The following is a 21194-nucleotide window of genomic DNA, read 5'->3' as shown; positions in this document are numbered from 1 at the left end:
AGAAACGCTGCGATGATGACCATAACATTGCTTTTTGTAGTAAGAAGAAACACTGTGATGATGAATAATTGGTAGTTTGTTAAATGGAAAATGCTTTGATCCGTACTTGATCAAGGTACTTTTTTAATTCCCAAAAGATGAGTTATGTCAACCTCACACGTATCGCGACTCATTCTGTTCCTTCTCCTTAGACTGAATGTATCTTAGTAAACTATTTTACGGAGTTTTTTCGCCCAATATACCTTACCGAAGAAGAAACGAACAACGTATTAAAACATTTTAGCGTTTTTATACCGGAACCCCTAATTTGACAATTATTTGCCGTTCCTCATTAGAAGTATGGAAATAAGATGATTAACTGGGGGATGGACAAGCTCTTAGGGACTGTCTGGAAAAAACCTCGTACATTTGAAAAAGAAAGGAGTGAATATAAATGCCAATAATTAAACCCTTTATGGCTTCTAGAAAGTTTAGTGGCACAATAGGAGCTGGTACAGGTACAGGTGCGACGTTTGCAATTGCAGCAACAGCCCTTACGGATGACACTGGTGCACTTGCTACAGCATTCCCAGGGTCATTTGCTTATTATGTTTTATATATAAACGGTCAGCCTCAAAACGCCAATATCTCAACCCTTACTAATACTACTATAACTATTCCGGGTGGCGATGTACTTGATGATGAGCTTCCAATCCTTGTTGAAGTAGTAGTCAACTAATTCTATTCTATTTGATTTGCTAAAATGAAATGCTGGTAATTATCAGGGGAATTATCGGCATTTTATTCATTGTATGTGTATGAGCAGGTTTTTCTTTATTCACCTTATAGGGGAAAAACCGTAATAAGAAATTGGTAATATACATTTTTAGTTTTCAGGGAACAAACAAGGACAGGCATACAAGCAAAATCGCTAGATTTTGATATAGATGTAGTATATTGGAAAAAAAGGAGGCTGATTTTTTGTCTTCATATCGAAATAGAAATAGTGGTTGTTCTAGCCTCTGTTGTTGCTTTAATTCTTGTTGTTGTCTCATTTGTGGCTCTATTCCTTGTTGTTGTCTCCCGTCATGTTCACAATATTTACCTTCACGATACTCGTGCTCAAGTCTATGTAATCCCACAGCAACTATTACCATGACTGCTGTTCCCAATATGGTATGTACTTCAGACCAAGGAAATAACACGGGATTTATTTCGGGTCAAGTGTTCGTAAACGGGAGTCCTGCTGAAGCAGGGGTGATTGTAAGACTTTCCGTAAGCAACCCTTCTCTTGGTATCCTCATCCCCGCTGCGACGATTACCAATGCGACAGGTAATTTTACCGGTGTATTTATCGCAACAAACGGACCGGGAACAGGATCGATTATCGCAACACTACCAGACTGTCCTGGAACAATCGCTAGCATCCCAATTACCATTAACGACTGTTCTCTACCTACCGCCACTATCATTAATTTTAATGCTGCTCAAAATCCCATATGTACAACCAACCCAGGACCGCCTGGCCCCCCCAACATGTCGAATATTTCGGGTCAAGTGTTAGTAAATGGGAGTCCTGCCCAAGGGGTAACCGTACTATTTCAAGTAAACCCCAATAATCTTGGTTTCTTCAATCAACCCTCGACTACAACAGACGCATCAGGAAACTTTAACGTAGTATTTACAGCTAATAACACGCCAGGTACAGCAAACATAACGGCTTTCCTTCCTTCTTTTGGTACAAACGCTCCTACTTCCATTACTATTATGGACTGTCCGCCGCCGCCTACTGTAACTAATTTATTGTATTTTACTTTTTCTGAAAATCAAAAGCTTGTATACACAAACGCTGATGGCTTACCACAATACGGAACAACTCAGATATTATCACCAAACGATGTTTCCTATATTAATTTATTTATAAATGGTATTATTCAGCCTCAAACTACTTACAAAGTGGAAGAAGGAAAATTAACTTTGTTAGATGGAGCCCCCCAGGATGGGGTACCAATTACTCTTCAATTTATTATTATTAATTAATGAGCTTAATTTTTTGGGCTGTTCTCTTTACCAACAAAGGGAGTAGCTTCTGTACATATACAACTACTTTTATCTTCCTGCAAGGTGACGGATTCTCCACTCGTAGCGACCTCTGGGTGATTCATCATGCAAACGATAAAAAAAAATTTGCTCTCCATCAATGGCAAGGTATTTTGAATGTATGATAATGTAAAGAATCGTACATTAAGAAGGGGTTTTGATGTGGTTAACTTTTATAGGGTGGGCCATACGAAGGTGCGAGTATTTAGAAGGTATTTAAAACTTCGGGTATTTTTTTTACGTCTTATATAGGGACCTTCTATCGTGTCCTATAGTCCGTAAAAAAAAGTCTCATAAAAAAAGACCCTATAAAAGGGTCTTTTTTTAATTTCTCGTCTAATCAATAGATATATCATGACCCCGTAAAAAGTTAAGATGCCAATTACCTTTGTTGACGTTACCACCATAGCACTAACAATAGCTATGAACATTCCTATTTTCACTGTCTGTACTATATTGTACAAGCAGTTTTTCTATTAATGAATAAAATAACTCGAAAATAAAAAAAGAGGTGATTAAAATAAACCCTTTTAATCCTATTCCACATTGTAAACCTTTTGTAGATGCCGACCATCACTTTGTTTGTTGTAAGAAAAAGAAACGCTGCGATGATAACCATCACTTTGTTTGTTGTGAGAAAAAGAAACGTTGCGATGATGACCATCACTTTGTTTGTTGTGAGAAAAAGAAACGTTGCGATGATGACCAGCACTTTGTTTGTTGTGAGAAAAAGAAACGCTGCGATGATGACCAGCACTTTGTTTGTTGTAAGAAAAAGAAACGCTGCGATGATGACCAGCACTTTGTTTGTTGTAAGAAGAAGAAACACTTCGATGATGACCATAACATTGCTTTTTGTAGTAAGAAGAAACGCTGCGATGATGACCATAACATTGCTTTTTGTAGTAAGAAGAAACACTGCGATGATGACTAATTGGTAGTTTGTTAAATGGAAAGTGCTTTGATCCAATACTTGATCAAGGTACTTTTTTTTATTGATCGGGCTTTTTTTATTTAATCTAAGTATAATCAATATTTTTATAGGGATATTCTGCCCCCTTAGCTGAATAAAGGATTTTTTTTACTTGAATTTGAATGTATGATAATTGAAATTTTCGTACATTCAAACCCTTGATTTCATTGTTTTTTTTCATTTTTTCTCTTTAAACTTAAAAATGAGAAAAAATCGTACATTCAAATCGTTGTTTTTAAAGGATTTAGAAGTTCTATTTACTCTTTTCGTCTCCTGCACTGTACGTGGATTGAGTACAATGGTATGTGATGGTCAATATCTTTGTGATGATAGGTGCACTGATTGGAGTATGTGGCCATATCATATCCTAACCCTTGTCCATACCCCCTATGATAAGTAGTCTTGCTGTATGCCGTATGCTGTTACGCGTAGTGCAGTTGTACAGGCCCTAGGATGGGTCATACGAAGGTGCTAGTATTAGGGGGTGAACTTAGGGGGTTTTGTTAACGTCCTGGACCTTATACGACTTATATATTGATAAAAAAGTATTCTCTATGAGAAAAGATCCTAAAAAAAGACCTTAAAAAAATATTTAAGACCTCTACATTAGAATGGCGATATTAACAGCATCCGCATCCCTTTTTCTTTTTCTTGTTGCTTTGTGCACCTGATTCATTTGAATTGGATGGATGTAATGAACTTATTAAAATGAGTTTTAGAAGTTTTTTCAAGATAGACTTGTGTTTCATCAAAATGTCTCTCCTTCATGACTGTTTTATTATATTTTATGAAGGTTGTACCAACTTGCTTAGGTTATGATTCAAAACATCCGGTTAAAAGTAAACATTTTCATAACTACCTAAAAAGCCGATCTCCTCTACGTTGGAATCGACTTTTTTACTTATTCCTAATGAACTAACGCACCCTATAGTTCATTAAGAAAAAAGACGATTAGCTATTTGCTAGTCATCTCTTTCACTTTAGCGTAAATAGTGGAACGTGGAACGCCAGTCATTTTAGCTATATCATTAACGCTTAAACCGTTTGATTCTCTTTCATCATACAGCTTTAACGCCTTCTTAACGTCCTTCTCGTCCTTCCCTTTACGTCCCATATGTTTACCTTGTGCCTTAGCCCTTTCACGTCCCTCAGTGGTTCTATCTTTGATTAAATCACGTTCAAACTCAGCAATAGCCCCCAGCATAGTAAACATTAGCTTTCCTGATGGTGTACTAAAATCAATCTGTTCTTTGATGAATACTAAAGCTATTCCACGTTCTTCTAAATCCTTAGCAATCTTTTGTAGGTCAAAGGTGGAACGTGCTAATCTATCCAACTTGTAAACAACCAGCTTGTCACCTTCCCTTAAATAGTCCAACGCCTTAGCAAGTTCTTTCCTGTCAGATTTAGCACCACTTTGTTTTTCCATGAATATCTTCTCGCAACCATACTCTTTTAACTTCTCTTCCTGTAAAGCCAAGTCCTGATCTTTAGTTGAAACACGTCCATATCCAATAATAGCCATTATGTATAACCTCATTCCATCTGTCTAAAAGTTAATTAACTTCTGTAATTTAATTCTAGACTAACTTGCGGACATTGAAAATGGTTATTTTGAGGGGTAATTAAGGTGTTTTTTCAAGTCTCTAGAACTTGTAACTTTTAGACACGTTCGTAAAGGTACATAACAACCAGCGAACGTTCGTAAACTCAAAACAGACTTTTACGAACGTGTACGTGAGATTGAATAAGTTGAGAGCATGAATGTAGTAGACACAAAAGTGTCTGCAAATTTGAAAAAACCGACCAATAAAGGTCGGTTTTTTCAAACTAATTTCATCAGAAACCGCCACCGAAACAGCTAGCTCCAACAATGATTAAGAGTATAAACAAAACGACTATGAAGGCGAAACCTCCACCAAATCCGTGGTCAAAATCATGTTCACAACTTGACATATAGAAACATCTCCTTATTTTTAAGGAGGAATAAATGGGTTATATCATCGTATGCTCTAATTAGTAAAATGACCCAACCACGAAATATGGGAATGCTGCAGAATCGGTTGCAGCATGGCAATATCAGTTGAAGAAGAAAAATCAAAAGCATTGTTTAACAGCGTCTATTTTAAAGAAGTAACAATCAAAAAAAGTTCGTAAAAATATACTTTTACGAACGCAAACGATAAAAACAACAAAAAGAAAGCCTGAAGCGTTTTCGCTCCAGGCTAATTCTATATATTATAACTTTTAAACGTCCTTTACAGGTGTTTAAATTTTTTTCGAGTATTAAAACTAATAAAAAATTAAAAACGGCAAAATGGGCCTTTTAAAGGGTTTTAAGAACCTTATATATCAAGATTGGCGCCTTATAGATTGTAGAAGGTGTCTATACTTATTTATGTGAAAATTGTCCAACACTGTTTGGAGTAGTTTCTCGTTTTTCTGTTATGGAAGATAAGGTGGAGATACTGACATGCCCCAAGTGTTCTAAGAAAGTAGCAGCATGTATTAGAGAAGGGCACTTATTTGTACTTTTTAACCAAATCGAGGATAGCAATTTCAATAAGATCGGATTTATTGAATTTCTGTTGGTCTGCGAAGCTATCCAGCAAAGCCCCAACTTCCTCATTTATGACGATTGTCTTCCGTACCTTTTTGCCTTTTTCTAATGTCATTACCCTTTGATACAAGTCATCTCCATGACTATCTTGCTGGTCGGTAAGAACATATCCTCTTATTAAATCTCTAAGAATCGCTCTTTCTTCTGGTGTGAATTCTGTGTTAATCGAACTTTTATCTTGAGCTCGTAAGCTATTCACATCAAGGGGAATAGGATGTGAATCCTTTTTCGTGTCGTGTGAAATTTGATTCACATTGAATGCATGTATAGGTGTAGTCTGTTTCACCTTAGGGTGACTATTATTCGATTGGATGAACTCAAACACTGATGTATAAAGAGGTTCTTCCCCTTCACCTACATAGTACCAGCCCTTTTGACCAGAGTTTCGATACTCGTATCCAGCATTTTGTAAAGCTTCTTTTAACTTCTTCTCACCAATACGAACTTTCTCTTTTGCGATCTTGGCTATGGTATTTCCCGTTATCAATAGGTCGTCCAGTATTTCCTTGATTTTCATGATTCACATTCCTTTCACACTGGTATCACACGCTTTTCACACTGGTATCACTTTTAATTCACCTATTCTACACTCTGGTGTGAATTCCCTCCGATATTTACAAAATGCCCTCGCACCATATTTTAGGCTGGTACGCTTTAAATTAACCCCATTCGCTTACATTCCTGTATTTTCTTTTTTCTAGTCACATCAGCTAAAACGCTGCATTGTTCGTCCAAATACAATTTATTTGGTTCGGATTTAATCGATAGACGCTTATCATCAGTAATCATCTTTTGCCAATAGCTAGAACCATCCATAAAAGTAACTTTGCAGTTTCTTATAGTTGATTTTTGGTAGTGGTAAAAAGCTTTGTTGCCACCTTCACTAGCTAAGGGCATTTTCATCACGTTTGTGTAGCCTTCTTCTTTTTCCATCTCACAGCCACCTCTTCAAAGTAAAAAAAGACCACCAGCGATCAAGCAAGTGGTTTGTCCCTTAGTTATCTTTATTTTATGAATCTGTAATTGCCTTGGCTTGGGTTACCGTTCATCCCCCCCCTATCCCTAACAAGTAGTTCATGAAAGAAGGCATAAAAAAGAACGGCTGTTAGGCCGTCCATTTAAGGTGGAAGAAAGTCTGTGAAGTCCCGTTCTAGTTAGGATTGACTAATAGTTCATTAAATGAATCCTAAATCACAAAATAAACTGGATAAAAAAAACTCCATTTATTCAGATACATAGGTTACTTGTCCAAGCAATCGTTGATTTTATTTAATACGATAACTTGTAACGACGATTATGAAAATATAAAACTTCATATTCAAATAAAGTTACAAGAAAGGATTATGATTATATGGGAAATTGTTCAGGTCACTGGAATAACTGGAATAAGAATGATAAGGGAAAATTTGAACGTCATGACCATAAGTCAAAATTTGACCATAAAGATTCTTGTAAGTCTTGTGGGCATCATGATAAGTCTGATTGCGATTGCAACTTTAGAAGTATCAAAAAAGATGTAAAATTGAACAGCGACTGTATTGTAGTTAATTCAGTGGTATGCTCAAAAATGGTACAAAAGGTTGCAGAAGGAACATTTCCTAATGGTGTGTTTTTATCTGGTACTACTCCTCTGCCAAGTGATGCTACTATTCTTTCTATAACTGTTGTACCGAATCCAGCTGGTATTGTCCATAAATCAACACTCATTAGGGACAAAGTCGTGAACATAGGGCTTGTTCCTGTAACTATTTCAGTAGTAGCTTTGTTTGGAACCCCACTCGTTCCTACAACATTCACATTTACAACGAGTTTAAAATTCCAGGAGCACACGGATTGCCCCGGAGCCTGTCCAGAGGATACGGTAACAGAATCCCCACTTATAGTAGAAGGGACCTTTGGTCAACCGGGAGTACCAGTCGTCGCATCAGCTACTACCGTTGTCACAGGCATTCTAGTCAAGGTTATACTACGCACTACCATCACAGTGACTCGCCCAGTTATTGTAGATTCAAAGGGTGGCATTTGCGACGTAAATGACCGTCGTTGTGACTTACCGACTAATCCACCAACTTTCACTCTTCCTACTACGCCAACAGGCCCGTGAGGTAGTTTTTTGACTTCATTAGAAAAGCCTTCTCTAGTTTAGAGAAGGCTTTTTATCATAAATAAACGAGAAGCCTCCACTTTAGAAATAGGTTAAGTGGTGGGTAGTACAAATAACTTTCCATTGCAACACATAAAAAACCCCGAAATAACGCCTAGCGTTTCACAGGGAGAGAACGCACTGATAACGCAAGAAAAACAGATGCAAAATTTCAAAAAAGAATTGATTCAAGAACTCTCCAATAAGCAAAGTGAAATCATGGAACAATTTAAAAATGACCTAACTAAAGAGATGTCTACTGTGATGCAAGATCGTTTTGAAAATGCTGTGAATGAAGCAGTAAAAATGGCTCTATTACAAGAAAGAAAAGAAATTAAAAAGCAAGTCGTACAAGAGATTGAGAAAAATTCTCTCCAAATTGCTTCAGGAATCGAAAAAACAAATGAAAAAGGTTTTTTGAAACGATTAAAACGTCTATTTGGATAATCTGCCATTTGAATATTTGTCAAATGGAAAAAACTGAATTACCTTTTTTTATTAAAGCTAGAACTTTCTTTTGTTTGTTATCTAAACCAGGTGGAACGTCATCTCTAGATCAGCAACAGAACCTTGTAGAACCTAGTCAATTTATGGTTGCTTTACCATACTGATAGAGTTAGAATTATAGATAACTTAATACGAACGGACAAAATAAAAAGCCATTTCCTGATGTTAAAGGTTGCACCCTCTAACGGAAATGACTTTCAAATTAACCTAGTGTTGCACCACTGGTTAAAGTTTTAGCCCTGAAGCCACAGGACTAATTTTGATACACCTATTATAAACTCTACGTCCACTTGTTTCAACTAGTAAATGCTAGTATCTTTCATACATAATCGGACAAAGTTTAACAAAAGGCGTTATCTCTTTAACTTGTAGCACGAACAGGTTATTGAGGTAGCGTCTTTTTGTTGTCTGTTCAAAGAGGAATTGCCTGTAAACCTCTATAAAATACTGATTGGATAGCCTACGTTCGTGCAGAGAGTACCTAGTATACTCTTACAAAGTGGGCAACCCTCAATGGATTCCTATTCATCTGTTGAGGGAAGGTGAGAACTACCTTAAAAGGTTCGGGTGGTAGCCATTAGCATTACGGTGCTAGGGAACACGTTCAGCTTGTCGCATAGGGGTGGCTTTATGTAGAGGACAAGCCTTTAGGTAAAGGGCGTGTACGGTGAAAACTGTTGAGTGAATAGGGTCTATACATACGGATACATTGCGAACTGACGCAAGTAACTTTAGACGCTTATCCCTCCTATTCTGTTAGATTGCTTTTTTTAGCTTTCTTTCAGCATAGGGGATAAGACTGCCTTCCAGCCGTTTCAATGCTTCACTTCAGCAAGTCAAAAAACCTAAGACCCGTCAAGCATAATCAGCTAAATAGTTGAAAGAATTGCTGTTAAGATAACGGAGGTTAGGCATTACGACTACATAAGCTTATATTTACTATATAAGGTTCCATAGTTTGGTGAAAGATAGCCTGGAGTGAAAATGCTTCAGGCTTTTTTCTTTTTAGGGAAAGTTGGGATTCCCTTTTTTTCGGAATGAACAAGAATTTTCTTTAATAATTCTTTGCCTTCTTCTTTAGTCATGTTCACTTTTTGTTTAGCCATGATCCATACTCCTTTATATATATTTTGATTGTACAAGTATGGTCTAAATTCAGAATTATTAAACATCTCCCTTTCTACTGGAATATTTCTTATTTCAGGTTCATATGGATAGTGTACATAGGGTATTTTCACTTTTGGGAGGGGGAAGGACTTATGAAAGAGGGAAGTCAGATAACAAAAAGAAAAGTCAGATCTGACAAGAAAAGAGATATTAAACCAACTGTTTCGGCTGCTTTAAATGAATGTGTACATAACTTATCGTACATTTTGAATCAGCCTATAAAGGATATAGGGGAAAAAATAATAATGGCAGCTATCAATTCCAGGGAATGTATTGATAGCTTGTCCATGTATTTCAAAAGAGACTACAGGCACGATAATACGATTTTTAGGGGTGACCTTGAAGCAGAGGTAATTCAGAAGAGAAATATCATTCAGAAGGAAAGGTTACATTTAAGATTCAAAGCTTGCGAACATGAAAGAATTTCAGGCTTGGCCTATTCCATGGATTGTAGTGTTAGTTTAGCCACAACTATGCTGTTGATTGCTGGTATTAGAAATCGAGACGTCTTTACACAAATGGTGGATTCAGAGGTAATTAGTTTACTTGATCCGGGAAGGCTTAAAAGTTTAAAGATGATTCAGAAATACATTTCAAAACTGAATGACGAGCACATTTCACTTTTTTCTCTAATTTCATATGTAGCGCATGAAGTAGTGGATACTACAAAAACGCTTCATGAAAAAGTGAATCTTTGGATAGATGATAATATAAAAAATATTGATTAAAATTATATGGAGAATAATGTGTTTCAAGTCAAAACGGGTGAGGAGGAATGAGCATGAAAATGTTTAAAATGAGTGCTGTGGCATTGGTCGCTGCGTTGTTGTTCCCTTCTTCTACATTTGCAAGTGGATGGGATTATTTAGGAGAACAATCTCTTTATTCTAATGGTGCTGAAAGTGATCAGTTTGCCTCTACTGGTGGTGATTATAAGATTTGTCGGGATTCTTACGTGGGTCCAGCTGGTAAGTTAAAAGTTGAATTATGGGAGTATGATCCTGACAGTTATAATGATTATGTAGGGGTAAGATATTTAGATCGAGGCGAATGTGGTATTTTCCGGGGTATTGGTAACCTTGTTGATGGAGGAAATGAAGCAGAATTTTTTGCGAAATCAAGGACTAACAGTGATATGCATTTAATCTTTTATGATTAATTCACTAACTGAATGAAAAAAAGGACCTGGATTGATTCGTAAAGGCTAAAATGAAGGATGGTAAAGATCGAACCGATAGGCTGCAGGGTAAAGTTGCTATATGTATCAAGATAAGAAAAAACACAAAAAGCCCCCGTTTTTTTGGGGGGCTTTTTGTGTTTGATGATAGGACTCAAAAATACTATAGAAGCACTCCTTTCCGTCATTTTCCCTTTAATTCAGCTAAATAGTGCCTTACGGCACTTTCAACTAGTTCATAAACCGTCCTATCATGAATGATTGCTTGTATTTTTAGTTCCTTCATAAGTTCAACATCCATATCGAATGAAGAACGTTTTCTTATAACGTTGGTTCGTTCTATGGTTGGTGCTGATTGTTCGTTCGCTTGTTTGACTTGTTCTTTACCACGTTTTATGCCAACGTTTGAACGTTGGTTGGTATCGTTAATAGGTTCTTTATTCACATTAGTTGAAACGTTCGCCTTTGCTTTTCCTGCTGTTGCAAAGTCATAAATAAGCTGCTCTTGTACCGTTTCCTTGTCACCTTCACCAACGAAATACCAGCCTTTTTTTCCTGAATTTCTATACTCATAACCAGCTTTATTCAATGCTTTCCTTAGTAGTTTTTCTGAAAGATGAACATCAGCCCTTTTGGCAATATTCGCTGGTGTATCAGTTTTAATTAACTCCAAGATTTCACCGATTTTCATTTAGTACGCTCACGGGAAAACCAATACTTTGTTTTGATATTTCGATAAGTCCCGATGTCTTTGATCAGCTCGGCAATAAGATCATAACCGCAATATGTGTGCCTCAGCGTGCTAAATTCATCTAATGTGACATAATCATCACTCTTTAATTCAACGTGACACTCTCCACAACAAATCTCCATATCCAACACCTCCAAAAAGTATATTGATATATTCGTCGAAACTTGGTGGCCATAATTTCTATCTCTCGAAATCCATCCTTCTTTCTTTTCTGTTCATCACTTTTTCATTTTCTTTTACTTTCAAAAATGTTTGCACGCCTTTTACTTCTTGCTCATCGGTAAAATGTTTTTTTAATAATCGTTCTCCCATTTTATCTAAGACTTGGGCTTTAAAAGTCCCAACATGATGACTGAAGTCCTTTACTTTATCTTTGTAATAGCTTTTTACCTTCTCAAGGGTACGGGTTAAAAAAGTATTTTCTCTAACCAATTCTTTGTTTTCATCTCTCAAACGGTCATTCTCTTTTTTCAACATGCTATTTTCATCTTTTAATCGATCATTTTTTTGCACTTCTTGAATCCAATAGCCCTCAAACTGCTCAGATTTGATTTTAAGACTCTCCGAAACTTTCGCTAGGGTTTTAATGCCCTCAAAGTCTTCTTGGGCTAATTCGACCGTTCTAGAGCGAACTAAGCCACCCTTCTCTTTTACTTCCACCTCATCTACTTTTTTAACATGATCTAAAGACTTTCCTAGGTCGCTTAAGCGACCCTCTACGTCCTTAATGGACTTCTCCAGTGATTTTTTATCTTCTAGCTTTTCTTTCAATTCATTTTCTAATGATTTTACTTCTTCCTTTACGCTTAACGCTTTGAATCGCTGGGCTTCTATATGCTTTCGGTCACTAGAAACGCCACGCTCTAAATCAAATCCCTTTTTCGTCACATGCTCATGAAATTTATCTTGAAGTTGCTGCAGTTCTGTTTTTTTACCAAAAAACTGTTTGGCTGCCAATTTACCTTCCGAAGTAATCGGAACCATCCCCACATGCATATGTGGCGTTTTTTCGTCTTTATGTACAACCGCATACACCATATTTTTTTCACCATAACGATCCTGGAGAAACTTCACGCTTTCTTCAAAGAATCGTTTTTCTTCTTGTGGATCTAGACCATCGAAAAAAGCTTTGTCTGACGTGACGACAAAAGAGCATAATTTGACCGCATCTTTCCGTATTGCTCGTTCGCCAGTATAGCGTTCATCAATTTCTTGTTGAATGCGCTCGTCATAATCGATCGGAGCGTTATTCAACAAATCATAATTCAACGAAGAACGCTCCTTATCAATGTCCATATTCGTCTGACTCTCTTTTTCTCGTTGATTATGAATCTGCATGCCTTTGACGTCCGCACTCTTAAATTTTTTCATATGTATGACCGCAAAACTCATCAAGACCACCCCCAAATATTTCTCCCTCTATTCATTGTCCGAGAAAGAACTTTATTTGTAAAGTGGAGCTTACTACACTTTGTACCAAAGTGGTAAGCTCTGCGAGGCGGTTTCGGTACGCCGAAACCATGCTAAAGCATGGAAAAAACAAGACCGCGGGCTCTCGCCCACACCTAGCCAACGTAGCACGTTGGATCGCCATAAAAACATCAACCCCCAACCCCCAATTCTTGGGGGCGCCCTCGCCGGTAGGCAGCTCAAAAGGCAACACCTTTTGAGACACCAAGAGGGTCTTGGTGAAGTGAGTCTATCAACTCCTTATCCTCCCTTCGGTCCGGTACCGTTGACAGACGCCAAATAGAAAAGGGTTCTTATCTAAAATTAGATAAGAACCCTTTTTCCATTTTACAGTAGTTTACATAAAGCACCTTACCGGAAGCAGAGTCACACAAAAAACACCCTAACCGAATTTTGGTAGGGTGTTTTTTAGAAGTTTATTAACCAAATATACGTTTCCAGATTCCATCCTTTTTTTCTTTTTGTGCCTTATCCATTATTTCATACATTTTTTGTTGAGTTTCAAGCATTGTATCTAATTTCCCTTTCAAAATATCGTTTTCTCTTTGTAGATCCTTATTAGTATCTAATACCTTCTCTACCGACTCAATTACGTAATTAACTTGGCCCTTAGAAACTTGATTTTCTTTTATATATTGCATATCGTGCAATAAAGATTTCATATCCTTGGTTGAAAAATCCTGTTCTTTCAATGGTTGCACAGGGTGTATCGGCGCTATGTTTTTATTTTCATTACTTCTACGTGTTGCCACTATCTCAGCCGCCATATCTAATCCTATTTTGGCATCTTTTGATTAATTCATTAACAGCAAGTTCATCGAATGAGGTATATATACGTCCTAGTGTCGGATCTTTTCTGAATTGATACCCTTGTTTTTCTAAAACTTGGGCATATTTTCGAACTGTTGATTCAGCAATATCTAAATTTTTAGCAATATCAGTAGTTTTTAGTTGTTTATAATCTTCTATGTCTAATTCTTTTGTATCGTCCACATATCATCACCTCTAATAATAAATTAAACAACACATAGGCGATATCCTTCAAGTAAAAAGGAACATTTATTCACAAACCAAAGAATAGCAGCAGGTAAGAAAGAAGCACCCTTACCTTTGAAGTAAGGGTGCTTCTTTCTTTAATTATAGATCCGCATCATAAAATGTATGTGATGGTATGAATTGCTTGTGTGAATTGATATAGTCCACAAGAATAGGAAGGAAATCTTCCAGTTTTTCTATGCTGGTTTCTGTTCTTGGAACCGTATCACCAGGCTCATTATGATGATGATAAGGGTCTGTATCAACATTTCTAGGTGGCTCTGGATGCCATTGCTTATCGAAAGAAGTAATATGTCTTTCGTGTTTGCTCTTTTTGTATTTTCCTTTTATGTTGGGATATTCCCAGGCATATCGATATTCTTCGATATCGCCAAATTTATTGTATTTTTCATTTATAAATAGTACCGTTTCCCCGTAGATATCATGATTATTTAGTGGCAAGGTAGCAACAACTCTTTCTTCTCCTTTTGCCTTGATTTCAGGTATCTTATTGTGATTAAAGAGTTGTGGGTTTGCTACAAAAAGGTCTCCAAAAAATTGGACCCTATCTATTTGCTTTTGTCTACTCATGTTGTTTTTTGTTCAATTCTTCAAGAGCGTCTCGCCAATCAAAATAATCATCGGGTTCGTCTAATTCATACGGGTCTCTTACATCTCCAAAAATCTCTTCGAATGTTCCTTGGTAATTGTTTTGAAATTCCTTAATTTCAGCCTGTAGTTCTTGGATTACATCTTCTTTTGTACGATTACGTAATCGATAAGTTTGATACAAAACTTGTATTCGTGATGCCCAAACACCCTTACTCCAATAGAAACAATTATGGTAAGGATAGCAACGATGGCCTACGTCCGGAACCTTTTCCATACCAACAGTTACATACCGACTGAGGGTAGCTTTAGAAATATTTAAAAGCTTTTGAAGGTGTTGTGAAGCAATCAATGCGTTTTTATGGTAAAGGTAATCAAGTTTTCCTTTTTCAGTGATGATTAGGAACATTTGGTCTAAAGCGTATTTAGCCTTAGCAAAAGATTCGATAAGAGGAAGTTTAGTATCAGCCAGGACGTTATTTAATTCTTCTGTCCATTTACTATATAGAGCGTTTTCTTGAATAAAAACAGTGTCTTTGTTCGGAGTTATACTAATAAGATACGAATGATATTTCATTTGCATCGCATAGGCGTAGTTTGTAACTAATTCAACAGCGCTTATATCAGGGTGCTGACTTAGCTTATTAACCAATTTGATACTAAATTCTTCTTGGAAATCTGATGAGGTGGCATTTTTATTTTTAAAAGAAATCAAGTCTATCCCTCCTTTCCTCTATTTTAACATTATATGAAACGAAATTACATTTTCGTTTCATTATACTCATTTTTTCCCCTTTTTATTCGTTTCAAAATCCATGTATGAAAAACATGAGCTCCCATGAGATATAAAAAAGGTGATTCCTTAAAGAATCACCTTTAATTTTTTCGTTAATTCTAATGTACGATAATGTATAGAATCATACGTTCAAAAGGCCGCCAATTGGTGGCCTTCTTATGGCGCTAACGCGCCTGTTAGTTCTATAAAGAAGACTTATTGTAGAGTTGACACAAACTGCGACATAAAGGGGAGATAAAAATGGTAATTCGTTCGATAATGATGATCATTGATTGCTGTGTTTGGTAAATCTTTAAGTATTTATTGCTTACTTATTAGGGATTGCTTAAAAATCAACTTGTCTAGCTTCTGACTATATTTAAGTGTTTCCTGATGATTTAGACCTTTCTTAATGCCAGTTTCTATAAGAATTTTTCTTAGTTCCTTTATATTTAATTCTAACTCCCTATACAATTTTATTTCGCACATAATAAATACTCCTTTTCAGGCAAACAATCTCGATTTTAGAAGTATATTGCATTTATGTAATTTATAAAAGGTTTTCTCTTAACTTGCTAAATAAAGTAGGGAAATCGACATAAAATTACACTGGAGTACGTCACAGTTCTTAATACACTACCCTTATTGAACTATCCTGCCCCTTTAGTTCAATAACAAAAAGAGCCGCCCGTTGGCAGCCCCGATCTGTAAGTAACGCACCCGTTAGATAAAAATATAATCTTATACAGAAAAAGAGGACTGACATCTAGAATTATTCAAAGATATTTAGCATATCTTGAAACAAATAATGCGTTCAGGACGTCCGTAAAAGTCCATGGAAGTTCAGGGACGTTCGTAAAGTGTTTTCACGTTTTAACGAACGCGAATAACGGTTGTTTTGAGAAGAAACTCCACCGTTCGAGAAAGTCTACTTTTACGAACTTTTTGATGGAAAGTAAGAGAAAAGATTAAAAAGATCAAACTCGTCAAAAAAGTAGCCTTTGCTCATCAATAGAGCAACGACTATTTCCCCTTTGGTGAAATTTTTCTTATGTTCGGCTAGGAACATTTCAATGTTGTTAAATTCTTTTATGCTGCTAAACTTGCTGTAGTCTTTAAAATTTTTGATCCTGCCTGCTACCAACATGACTGTTCTTCCTTTCCGGAAGACAAAGAAAAAGGCATACTTTACCCTTTTACCAATCCCATCCGAATTAGAAAAACGGTAAAATACACATTTGATATAAGCTAGGAAGTGTTTTGTACCTAATGGTTAGTTAAGGAAGATTATTAGTTATATGGGCCGAATCCCTTGCATCATCCAATAAAAAAAGTTCCTTCTACAAAAATGAGGGAACTTTTTTTATTGGTAGCACCTCTAATAGTGCGGGTAATATAGAGGATAACCATAACCATATCCATAATAATGATGTCCATAATATGGATGCGGGAAGTAGGGACTAAAGCCACCCCAAAATGGTCTTCCAAACAGAGGGCGTAGAAATATTCTTCTTTCATGCATGTATACCCCTCCTCTTTTTTCATGTATATTCATCTAACTATTATTTTCTTAGGCTAATACTTTATTTTTAAATTATTAAGCAATTTTAGTATCACTGATTTTAAGATATTCAGAACAATAGCATCTTTACTTTTAAGGTCTTTCAACACATTATAAAATTCGATATCATTTATAGTACTGGACCTTAATTTAATACATTGAATTAAATTTTTTTTATCTTCAACTACATCTTTGAATACATTTACTAATTTAATATGGTCTTTTTCTAAGATTTTTGGAGGAGATACTGATTCTAAAGTATCCGTAATTCTTTCATGAAACAATACATCATGTTCCAATTTAACTAAAAGCACTTCAGAATCTTCTTTAAATGAAATATTTAAATCTTCCGAGGTTTGAGTTATAGCTTCACCAATGTTTTTCAATGTTTGACCATATTCAACAATCTGATTTTTCATGATAATCCCTTCAATCATTATTTAACTTTTTAAACTATTTTGTAATGAACCTTATAAATTTTAGAAAATATTTTTTATTGAATTAAAATAGGTGGTTCCAATTTCTTTTTTTCCTCAATAATTATTTGTCGACTAGCTTCTGCTTCAACTGTTGAACCGAGTGTTTTTATCCAGTCACCGATATTTGTGATTTCTTGTGCTTCTAATGGAACAGTTTCTGGACTTGCTGAGACTTGTTTGGTAACACCAATCCCTATTAAGAATTGTCCAATGGATTGCAACCACGCTCCCAATAATATTTGTCTTTCATTTGCATCCATTCTGACTTCTTCACTAATCAGCATAATCTTGGATAAATTTATCGCCTCTATTGTTTGACCAATAAATTGAATCCAGCTTGCAATAGAAATTTGTTTTTCAAGTTGTAAAACCAATTCCTTATTTTCAGTATCACTATTTTCCTTGCTTTCCTTTTCATTTTCCTTTTCATTTTCCATTTGTTCATTCACTCTATTTCACCCCATTCTATATATACCTTATGAAAATATACAGAATGATGTTTCAATAAAAGGAGCAGCTTAAAGCTGCTCCTACAATGATGTATTTTATATTTTTTTCTTCCTAAGCATGTATGCTAAAAACCCATTAGGCCTCAAGGGGTTTAATATCTTTTGTTTTTATTGTTTATGTATATTTTTATACATCGTTGGATATCAAGGTTTTTGACTTCTGAAGAAACCTCTCGACTGCATAAAAAAGGATATTTCCTATGCCTTCTTCCTAGTATCGGCCCCACCTACGCCAGATAACTTGGATTGCCTTACAGCCACTTTGTTTTACGGTATAGCGTAAATACTGATAAACTATCGAATTTACTTGTTTTTTGGTAGCAATTGTTGGATAATTAACCAAACAAATACGGACGTAAAAAAGAACTCCAACGTGTCTAAGTGGGATTGCAGTCCCCTTAAACCGTTCCCCCTAATTGCGCTAGGGAAAACACTTGTCGAAGTTCTTTGTAACTAACATATTAGTACATTCATTTTAGTGTATTTTATTGTTAGTTTCAAGGAAAAAATGTTGTTTCTTTCATTAGACCACATTTAAAAGACGCTGTTTCCCTTAATCTTTATCGGGATCAGTGTCTTTTTTATTGTCCTCTAAGGAGGAAATACCATACCATGTTATCTGGAAGAATTGAGAACTTTAAAGAATATAGCCAATTTGATAGTTTGAAATCCTTCAATACCACTATTGAAATGTTCCTAGCAGACCATAAGAAAGACTTTACTAAAGGCGAACTGGTAGCATTTAAACGCCTAGTACGTTACTCTGCGAAGTATTTTGGTGTTGCTAATGCTAAAATCGGAACGTTATTGAAAACAATCAATGAAAAATTAAATGGATTCGGTATCAGTCGTTCCACCTTTGAACGTATGCTAAGGAAGGCGAAGGATTTCGGTATATTGACCGTGAAGAACACTGTTAAACGTAAGGGTGGAAAGGGTCATAATGTGTTTGTCTTCAACACAATTGATGTATTGAAAAAGAGAATTTTGACGTATTGTGAGAACAGCGTCAAGCCATGTGAGAGTAAGGATGAACAGCCGGATAATGAAAGGGAATCTATTGTTCCTTTAGAATCTAGTAATACAAAACAAGAAAGTAATAATATAAGCGATAGTCAGATAATGAAGGCAGTTTTCAATAGAGTACAAGATGCTATCAAAGAAGGTTCAACCATTACATACCTATCCAGTTACGTTGATAGAGTTTTCAGGTCACTGGAAAGTCAGGCTTTACATATGGAAAACAACCGTCAAAAGGCTATTAGAAAGAAACGTGAGGATAAAGCACGTCAATTTTTAAATCCAATCAAGGACGTACCATTGGTTAACTGGTTAGAAATGTAGGGGGAAAAGAGGTCAAAGGTGAACTATATCATGTAGTCATCCTTGCAGAGCCATAACGACAAAAACCCCTGCAATTAAACAGGGGAAAGGGGAATAATCGGGTTGGTTATCCATAATATACCACCAAACCTGAGTATTAAACCTTCAACAGGACAGAAAGAAAGGCAGCCATAACGAAGAATAACCTCTGACAACTTTTTTAAGGTTGGACTCAGAGGCAAGGTAGCTACTTTTCACTTAGTAATATCCCCACTAAATCGGATACTATTCATCAATTGGGGCAAGAATTGGGCATGAAGATTATACAAAAAAACAGATCCCAAAAGGAATCTGTTTCGATTAAAGTATAATTATGTAAGCCGCCATTGCCGTAGAATAGAAGAAAGTTTTAACCACCACTTCTCAAAGTGGGTGTTCGCAAAAACAATTCTGTTGTCCAAGCCAGTGACTAGGCATAACATTCCTGTTTCAATTTAAAACTCCCTATTACAGCTTAAAGGTAAAACTTTATATCGTTACGTACAATGCAGCTTGTATTCATATAGTACTTTAATTAAGGGTTGAGTTCAATGGTAGTTGTTGCCCGAATTGGTACATATGGAGATTACTACACGGCTAAACAAGATAAACTCCAATTTGGAAGGGAATAGCAAAAGCTGAGGCGAATAATTAACCGAGGTGATCTTATGAAAATATCTGAATTACTAGAGTTAACCCAAAGCAAGAAACTAGCTGACATTGCTAAAGACAGTTTGGATATAGGTGAAAAGAGAACAGTTGAAGCACTTAAAAAAGCTGGTTGCTATTCAATCAGTGGCAAACGTGGGTGGCATTTTGATGGTAAATCTAGCGTGTTAGAACAATCTATTTATGAGTACTCAACACCAAGCAAACGAGGGGTTAATAGTGCCAAAAAAGAGGTTTCTGCAACATTAGAAAAAGCCACGGTTGTAATTAACCCAAGTTCCCAACTTTCCAATGAACCAGAAAATAAACAAGTTGGTAATCCAATAAACAAACAAATAAATAATCCAACCAATAAACAAATAAATAAACAAATAAATAAACAAGTTGGAAAACCAACAATCCAACAAACCAAGAATAAAACCAGTAAACCGGCTATGAAAAAGGTAACTTATGAAATTGAAGAACAGCTTCATGATGAATTAAAGATCAAGTCTATTAGAGAAAAACGGACGGTATCGGAAATAGTGAATGAAATCATAAAGAGAGGATCACAATAATTTTCATATTTGACCTGTATCTGAGTGTCATTCAAGCCAGTCATATCAAGGATTCAAGCCTGTTTTTGAAAATGACATTGTTTCTATATGTATCAAGATAAGAAAAACACAAAAAAATCCCCCAAAAAACCGGGGATTTTTTAAGTTCAAAACCAAAAACAAAAACCCTCAAAAACTGAGAGAGTGAAAGTTAAATTGTACCTTTCATTCTAATTACCTTCCCACCTAACTCAGATTTAAGTTCTAGCATTCCGTTTTTTTTATAATAGGTAATTGCTTGCTTGTTACTTGGTGAAACACGAAGATGATACTCAGTTACTCCCTTGTTTTGAAAAAACTTTAAAGCATACTCATGTAGATTCCTCCCTAAACCAGCCCCACGTTTTTCAGGAATTAGATAATATAGATTTACATAACCAATCTCGTTCCCTTCGTACTGTCGTAATGTAAGCTCCAGTTGACCAATTGGTATGCCGTTTTCTACTACTATTACAAAACCTTCGGGGTATTTTGCTGATTGGTTTTCAATCCAGGTGAGGTAATCCTCTTCAGTTCCGAAGTCTTTATCTGTTCCAAAACTAACAATAAAAGAATCTCTACGAAAAGGAATGACATATTTACGATGCTTTTCTACTTCAATCGGTAAAAATTCCAAGTGCAACGCTCCTTACTCATTTAGATACTTAAATTCTTTTTAAGAGAAATTTTATTATCTTTCAAAATCTATCCCTCTGTCTTTCCCTCTGCTCAC

At 36.0% G+C, this 21194-nt stretch carries 27 protein-coding genes and 1 other RNA gene; 9 read left to right on the top strand and 19 right to left on the bottom strand.

All coding sequences use genetic code 11. The annotated features are described in order from the left end of the window. Positions 1 to 433: 433 nt before the first annotated feature. Positions 434 to 718: a DUF4183 domain-containing protein gene (locus tag Q0371_RS16520; protein WP_298473071.1), complete on the top strand. Its 285-nt coding sequence runs from the start codon at positions 434 to 436 to the stop codon at positions 716 to 718. A gap of 154 nt (positions 719 to 872) precedes the next feature. Here the strand turns inward: Q0371_RS16520 and Q0371_RS16515 are convergent, their stop codons facing one another. After that, positions 873 to 1136 (bottom strand): hypothetical protein, encoded by a 264-nt coding sequence (locus Q0371_RS16515; RefSeq protein ID WP_298473069.1) that lies wholly within the window; start codon positions 1134 to 1136, stop codon positions 873 to 875. Positions 1137 to 1199: 63 nt separating this feature from the next. Further along, complete coding sequence (locus tag Q0371_RS19245; RefSeq protein ID WP_366518611.1) at positions 1200 to 1418, bottom strand: hypothetical protein; 219 nt, start codon at positions 1416 to 1418, stop codon at positions 1200 to 1202. A gap of 97 nt (positions 1419 to 1515) precedes the next feature. On the opposite strand from Q0371_RS19245, the gene Q0371_RS19240 reads away from it, so the two are divergent. Both Q0371_RS19240 and Q0371_RS16505 read left to right on the top strand, forming a co-directional pair. After that, positions 1516 to 2019, top strand: coding sequence for a DUF4183 domain-containing protein (locus Q0371_RS19240; protein ID WP_366518610.1), 504 nt, complete (start codon positions 1516 to 1518; stop codon positions 2017 to 2019). Positions 2020 to 2687: 668 nt separating this feature from the next. Beyond that, entirely contained in the window at positions 2688 to 3020 is a 333-nt protein-coding gene (locus tag Q0371_RS16505; RefSeq protein WP_298473063.1) for a hypothetical protein, read from the top strand. A 987-nt stretch (positions 3021 to 4007) separates the two neighbouring features. Here the strand turns inward: Q0371_RS16505 and Q0371_RS16500 are convergent. The 4 genes from Q0371_RS16500 to Q0371_RS16485 all read right to left on the bottom strand — a co-directional run bounded on the left by Q0371_RS16500 (position 4008) and on the right by Q0371_RS16485 (position 6605). Continuing rightward, positions 4008 to 4577, bottom strand: a complete 570-nt coding sequence (locus Q0371_RS16500; RefSeq protein WP_298473060.1) for a recombinase family protein — start codon at positions 4575 to 4577, stop codon at positions 4008 to 4010. Positions 4578 to 4891: 314 nt separating this feature from the next. Then, positions 4892 to 5008: a YjcZ family sporulation protein gene (locus tag Q0371_RS16495; protein ID WP_298473057.1), complete on the bottom strand. Its 117-nt coding sequence runs from the start codon at positions 5006 to 5008 to the stop codon at positions 4892 to 4894. A gap of 566 nt (positions 5009 to 5574) precedes the next feature. Continuing rightward, on the bottom strand, positions 5575 to 6189 hold the full coding sequence (locus Q0371_RS16490) for a hypothetical protein (protein ID WP_298473054.1): 615 nt from the start codon (positions 6187 to 6189) through the stop codon (positions 5575 to 5577). Between the two features lie 137 nt (positions 6190 to 6326). Further along, positions 6327 to 6605, bottom strand: a complete 279-nt coding sequence (locus tag Q0371_RS16485; RefSeq protein WP_148359633.1) for a hypothetical protein — start codon at positions 6603 to 6605, stop codon at positions 6327 to 6329. A 634-nt stretch (positions 6606 to 7239) separates the two neighbouring features. Here Q0371_RS16485 and Q0371_RS16480 point away from each other — a divergent pair. The 4 genes from Q0371_RS16480 (at position 7240) to Q0371_RS16465 (ending at position 10648) form a co-directional block, all read left to right on the top strand. Beyond that, a complete protein-coding gene (locus Q0371_RS16480; protein WP_298473045.1) occupies positions 7240 to 7776 on the top strand; it encodes a hypothetical protein in 537 nt (178 codons plus the stop codon). A 99-nt stretch (positions 7777 to 7875) separates the two neighbouring features. Further along, on the top strand, positions 7876 to 8262 hold the full coding sequence (locus tag Q0371_RS16475) for a hypothetical protein (RefSeq protein WP_298473042.1): 387 nt from the start codon (positions 7876 to 7878) through the stop codon (positions 8260 to 8262). Positions 8263 to 9581: 1319 nt separating this feature from the next. After that, on the top strand, positions 9582 to 10217 hold the full coding sequence (locus Q0371_RS16470; protein WP_298473039.1) for a hypothetical protein: 636 nt from the start codon (positions 9582 to 9584) through the stop codon (positions 10215 to 10217). Between the two features lie 53 nt (positions 10218 to 10270). Next, positions 10271 to 10648 (top strand): hypothetical protein, encoded by a 378-nt coding sequence (locus Q0371_RS16465; RefSeq protein WP_298473036.1) that lies wholly within the window; start codon positions 10271 to 10273, stop codon positions 10646 to 10648. Between the two features lie 202 nt (positions 10649 to 10850). Here Q0371_RS16465 and Q0371_RS16460 read toward each other — a convergent pair whose 3' ends face one another. The 11 genes from Q0371_RS16460 to Q0371_RS16410 all read right to left on the bottom strand — a co-directional run bounded on the left by Q0371_RS16460 (position 10851) and on the right by Q0371_RS16410 (position 17795). Beyond that, entirely contained in the window at positions 10851 to 11357 is a 507-nt protein-coding gene (locus Q0371_RS16460) for a hypothetical protein (RefSeq protein ID WP_298473034.1), read from the bottom strand. 240 nt (positions 11358 to 11597) lie between these two features. Then, positions 11598 to 12809 carry a MobV family relaxase gene (gene mobV / locus Q0371_RS16455; RefSeq protein ID WP_298473031.1) on the bottom strand — a complete coding sequence of 404 codons (1212 nt, stop codon included), beginning with the start codon at positions 12807 to 12809 and terminating at the stop codon, positions 11598 to 11600. Between the two features lie 497 nt (positions 12810 to 13306). Further along, positions 13307 to 13654, bottom strand: a complete 348-nt coding sequence (locus tag Q0371_RS16450; RefSeq protein ID WP_298473028.1) for a hypothetical protein — start codon at positions 13652 to 13654, stop codon at positions 13307 to 13309. After that, a complete protein-coding gene (locus Q0371_RS16445; protein WP_298473025.1) occupies positions 13644 to 13880 on the bottom strand; it encodes a phage terminase small subunit-related protein in 237 nt (78 codons plus the stop codon). Before Q0371_RS16445 ends, Q0371_RS16450 begins: the two co-directional genes overlap by 11 nt. A 144-nt stretch (positions 13881 to 14024) precedes the next feature. Continuing rightward, positions 14025 to 14513 (bottom strand): DUF6516 family protein, encoded by a 489-nt coding sequence (locus Q0371_RS16440; RefSeq protein WP_298473022.1) that lies wholly within the window; start codon positions 14511 to 14513, stop codon positions 14025 to 14027. Next, positions 14506 to 15246, bottom strand: coding sequence for a hypothetical protein (locus Q0371_RS16435; RefSeq protein WP_298473019.1), 741 nt, complete (start codon positions 15244 to 15246; stop codon positions 14506 to 14508). Before Q0371_RS16435 ends, Q0371_RS16440 begins: the two co-directional genes overlap by 8 nt. A gap of 381 nt (positions 15247 to 15627) precedes the next feature. After that, positions 15628 to 15795 carry an aspartyl-phosphate phosphatase Spo0E family protein gene (locus Q0371_RS16430; RefSeq protein ID WP_298473016.1) on the bottom strand — a complete coding sequence of 56 codons (168 nt, stop codon included), beginning with the start codon at positions 15793 to 15795 and terminating at the stop codon, positions 15628 to 15630. Positions 15796 to 16240: 445 nt separating this feature from the next. After that, positions 16241 to 16453: a hypothetical protein gene (locus Q0371_RS16425; protein WP_298473014.1), complete on the bottom strand. Its 213-nt coding sequence runs from the start codon at positions 16451 to 16453 to the stop codon at positions 16241 to 16243. 170 nt (positions 16454 to 16623) lie between these two features. Next, positions 16624 to 16824 (bottom strand): hypothetical protein, encoded by a 201-nt coding sequence (locus tag Q0371_RS16420; protein ID WP_298473011.1) that lies wholly within the window; start codon positions 16822 to 16824, stop codon positions 16624 to 16626. Positions 16825 to 16881: 57 nt separating this feature from the next. Further along, positions 16882 to 17286 carry a hypothetical protein gene (locus tag Q0371_RS16415; protein WP_298473009.1) on the bottom strand — a complete coding sequence of 135 codons (405 nt, stop codon included), beginning with the start codon at positions 17284 to 17286 and terminating at the stop codon, positions 16882 to 16884. Positions 17287 to 17360: 74 nt separating this feature from the next. Beyond that, positions 17361 to 17795, bottom strand: coding sequence for a hypothetical protein (locus Q0371_RS16410; protein ID WP_298473006.1), 435 nt, complete (start codon positions 17793 to 17795; stop codon positions 17361 to 17363). Between the two features lie 672 nt (positions 17796 to 18467). Here Q0371_RS16410 and Q0371_RS16405 point away from each other — a divergent pair. After that, positions 18468 to 19199 carry a hypothetical protein gene (locus tag Q0371_RS16405; protein WP_298473004.1) on the top strand — a complete coding sequence of 244 codons (732 nt, stop codon included), beginning with the start codon at positions 18468 to 18470 and terminating at the stop codon, positions 19197 to 19199. 352 nt (positions 19200 to 19551) lie between these two features. Here Q0371_RS16405 and ssrS read toward each other — a convergent pair. Next, a non-coding RNA gene (gene ssrS, locus Q0371_RS16400) (6S RNA) lies at positions 19552 to 19735 on the bottom strand. Positions 19736 to 19885: 150 nt separating this feature from the next. Here ssrS and Q0371_RS16395 point away from each other — a divergent pair. After that, positions 19886 to 20443, top strand: coding sequence for a hypothetical protein (locus tag Q0371_RS16395; RefSeq protein ID WP_298473002.1), 558 nt, complete (start codon positions 19886 to 19888; stop codon positions 20441 to 20443). A gap of 190 nt (positions 20444 to 20633) precedes the next feature. Here Q0371_RS16395 and Q0371_RS16390 read toward each other — a convergent pair whose 3' ends face one another. After that, the gene (locus Q0371_RS16390) at positions 20634 to 21098 is read right to left on the bottom strand and encodes a GNAT family N-acetyltransferase (protein ID WP_298472999.1); all 465 of its coding nucleotides are present in this window, start codon (positions 21096 to 21098) and stop codon (positions 20634 to 20636) included. Between the last annotated feature and the right edge of the window lie 96 nt (positions 21099 to 21194).

Source organism: uncultured Psychrobacillus sp. (assembly GCF_938022135.1).
Taxonomy (GTDB): domain Bacteria; phylum Bacillota; class Bacilli; order Bacillales_A; family Planococcaceae; genus Psychrobacillus.
Note: the sequence above shows the minus strand (reverse complement) of the source record. Positions and strands in the feature narration are given on the sequence as shown.